Origin of the sequence: Streptomyces sp. 5-10, assembly GCF_014712245.1 — a bacterium.
GTDB classification, from domain to species: Bacteria; Actinomycetota; Actinomycetes; order Streptomycetales; family Streptomycetaceae; genus Streptomyces; species Streptomyces violaceusniger.
This window is the reverse complement of the sequence record NZ_JACVYG010000176.1, coordinates 1-2,590: the sequence shown is the minus strand read 5'-3', so window position 1 is coordinate 2,590 and position 2,590 is coordinate 1. Positions and strand designations below refer to the sequence as shown.

At 64.7% G+C, this 2,590-nt stretch carries 1 protein-coding gene; it reads right to left on the bottom strand.

Translation table 11 applies throughout. The features are described 5' to 3' along the window. A partial coding sequence (locus IEJ02_RS50955) for a non-ribosomal peptide synthetase (protein WP_191070485.1) occupies positions 1-2,590 on the bottom strand: 2,590 nt, incomplete at both ends.

Below are 2,590 nucleotides of genomic sequence, written 5' to 3'. Positions count from 1 at the left end.
TTCGCCGTCAACGGCAACACATCCAGCCACACGAACGCCGCCGGGACCATGTACTCCGGCAACCGCGCCCCCACACACGCCCGTACCTCCTCCACCGCAACGGGCTCCCCGGTCAGATACGCCACCAGCCGCTTATCCCCCGGGACATCCTCGCGGGCCAGCACCACCGCCTCACGCACCCCCGGCACCTCCAACAACCGCGCCTCAACCTCACCCAACTCAATACGGAAACCCCGCACCTTCACCTGAAAATCATCACGCCCCACAAACTCAATCGACCCATCCCCCAACCACCGCACCAAATCCCCCGTCCGATACAACCGCCCACCCGGATCCCCACCAAACGGATCCGCCACAAACCGCTCCGCCGTCAAACCCGGACGATTCACATACCCCAACGCCACACCAGAACCACCGATATACAACTCACCCACCACACCCACCGGCACCGGACGACCCCAACCATCCAAAACATAAACCCGCGTATTCGCCACCGGCCGACCAACCGGAACACTCGACACACCCTCCACCGACACAATCTCATGCGTCAACGCAAACGTCGTCGCCTCCGTCGGACCATACCCATTCAACACACACCCCGGCCCACCCAACACACGACCAACCACCCGCGGATCAACCACATCCCCACCCACAATCAAATACCGCAACCCACCAAAACCCACCTCACCCACCAACCGACCGAACAACCCCACCGTCAACCACAACACCGTCACCCCATCACGACGCAACACCTCACCAAAACGCCGCGGATCCAACACATCACCCCGACCCACCACCACAACCCGCCCCCCATTCAACAACCCCGCCCACACCTCAAACGTCGACGCATCAAACGACGGATTCGCAGCAAAACACACCCGATCATCCACCCCCACATCAGCAAACCCGTTATTCACCACCAACGACACCACCGCCCGATGCGGCACCACCACACCCTTCGGCACCCCAGTCGACCCCGACGTATACATCACATACGCCGCAGCCCCACCCGACACCACCACCGAACCCCCACCACCAACCGAATCCACCGGATCCACCGCATCAACATCCAACCGCTCAACCCCCACCCACTCCGGCACCACCTGACCCCCCGCAGCCACCACCACCCGCGCCCCACAATCCCCCACCACAAACCCCAACCGCTCCCCCGGCACCGACACATCCAACGGCACATACACCCCACCCGCCTTCAACACCCCCAACTCCGCAACCACCAACCCCACCGAACGCTCCACCACCACAACCACCGCATCACCCAACCCCACCCCCAACCCACGCAACCCACACGCCACCCCATTCGCCCACGCATCCAACTCCCCATACGTCAACGACTCCGACCCACACACCACCGCCACCGCACCCGGATCCCGCACCACCCACTCCTCAAACAACCCATGCACCGACACCTCCGGAAACACCGCCTCGGTCGCATTCCACCCACCCACCACCAACTCACGCTCCACCGCCGGTAGCACATCCAACTCCCGCACCGGCGTGCTCGGTGCCTTCCGCAGCGCATCAACCAACTCCTGCAGAGCGCTGGCCATGAGGGCGCTCACCCGAGCCGCATCCACCTGGGCGTCGACGAGCGCGGTCACCGCGAAGCCCTCGCCCAGGTCGTCCACCGACACCGTCAGCGGATAGTTCGTGCGCCCCTCACCGCGCAGCAGCTCAATGCCGTCCCAGACCTCCTCAGTGGCACCGGATGCGTCAAGGGCGCTGTGGCGGTAGTTGAGGAGGCTGGTGAACAACGGCATCGGCGCCTGCACACCACTGCACCGCTGCGCCAACGCCAACGGCGCATGCTCATGACGCAACAACCGCGTCAAGAGCTCATGCGTGCGGAGCACCCCCGCCTCCGCACCGTCCTCACCCACCGCAATCCGCACCGGCAAGGTGTTCACGAACAAGCCCATGCCCCGGTCCGCACCCGCGCCACCGTGCATCCGGCCGAACAACACCGTGCCGAAGACCACGTCCTCCCGGTCGGTCAACCGCGCCAACACCTGCGCCCACGCCTGGTGACACAGACTCGCCACGCTCACCCCGAGCCGCCGCGCCACAACACGCATCTGCCCAGCCACGTCGGCATCGAGCTCGATACGCGCCTCGGTGACTTCAGAGCTCTCGCCCTGGACATCCAGCAGTCCGAACGGCGCCGTCGGCTCATCCACGTCCGCGAGCAACTCCCGGAAAAACGCCTCATGCTCATCGGCACGATCGCCCAGAACTGTTTGCGCAACGACATCGCGGTACGGCGCCGGTTCCGACAATTGCTCACCGTGGCCCATCATCACGGTCCGGACTTCGTCGATGAGGAGCTGCAGCGAGGTGTTGTCACCGGCAATGTGGTGGAACAGCACCAGCACCAGCCAGCGCTCATTCACGGCATCAAAGGCCACGCACAACCGCAGCAACGGCGCCTGCCGCAGATCCAGCCGATACCGCCGCGGAGCGAAGCGCTCCAGCAACTCCTCGGCACTTCCGACGGTAATTTCCTCGACCACCAGCGGCGCATCCCGCCACACCACCTGCACCGGCCGCGACAAACCCTCCCACACCACCGACG